The following is a 987-nucleotide window of genomic DNA, read 5'->3' as shown; positions in this document are numbered from 1 at the left end:
GCGTCGAGCATCTGGTCCCGGGGGTCCCGCGAGGCCAGGAAGGCGCGGGTGGTGCAGGCGAAGAGCCACCCCGTGGACAGTTCGTCCTGCGGGGAGGGGTCGACCAGGACCACCTCGTCGCCGTAGGCGTCCGCCAGGTGCCGCTGGGCGGCGTGGACGGCGGCGGCGAGGTCGCGTTCGGGCAGGGTCGGTCGGGGTCGGTGGAAGCGGGCCAGGACGAGGCCTGAGACGGTGGCGGTCTCCAGGTGGGCGAGGGTGCCGCGCAGGGGGTCCAGCACGGCGACCTCGCCGTTGTCGTTGTGGGCGTAGAGCAGGTGGCCGGTGGCCTCCACGCCGGCCAGTTCCCGTCGCACCCAGATGACGCCCCTGGTGTCGGGTCCGCCGGTGCGCACCGCTTCGATCACCTCGGGCCAGGTCGTGCAGGTCGCGACCTGCGCCTGCGGGAAGTGGGCGGTGTGCAGCCGCTCCCACCAGCCGGGTCGTTCGTCGGTGGGGCGCCAGGGCAGCGCGGAGGCGGGGGCGCGGTCGACGGCGGCGTCCAGGGCGATGACGCAGTTGCGCGCGTTGACGCGCCTGGTCCAGTCGGCTTCGGCGGGCGCGTGCCGGTCCGCCGCGTCCGCGTCCAGGCCGAGGTCGTCGAACGGGCGGTCGTTGGGCAGCGGGTACGGGGCCTCGCCGGTCTTCGGCACGGCGATCGTGGCGGCCAGCAGCGGGTCCCGGCTCTCGCGGAACCGGCAGCCGAACACCGCGACCCGTGACGTCTCCAGCAGGGGGTGCCTGCTGGACTTCACCGTGCCGCCGTAGGCCCGGTCGAGCCACTGGTCGGCAGCGTCCCGTGCTTGCGTCACGCGCACCTCATCGGTTCCGGATGTCTGCTGCTCTGGTCGGGGTGGTGCAGGACGCTACGGGACCGGGCCGGCCGTCGGCGTCGCGGTGGTGGGCGGCGGGCCCGGCTGCGGCAGGTCCGGCAGCGGGATGAACTGGATC

The 987-nt window shown here is 74.7% G+C and carries 1 protein-coding gene; it reads right to left on the bottom strand.

From position 1 onward, the window contains the following. The coding region (locus CKY47_RS36770) for a toxin glutamine deamidase domain-containing protein (RefSeq protein WP_306751000.1) at nucleotides 1-848 on the bottom strand (848 nt) is incomplete at its 3' end. Nucleotides 849-987 lie beyond the last annotated feature (139 nt).

The sequence above is a fragment of the Saccharothrix longispora genome (assembly GCF_030852425.1).
GTDB lineage: Bacteria > Actinomycetota > Actinomycetes > Mycobacteriales > Pseudonocardiaceae > Actinosynnema > Actinosynnema longispora.
The sequence above is the reverse complement of the archived record's forward strand: the minus strand, read 5'-3'. Positions and strand labels throughout refer to the sequence as shown.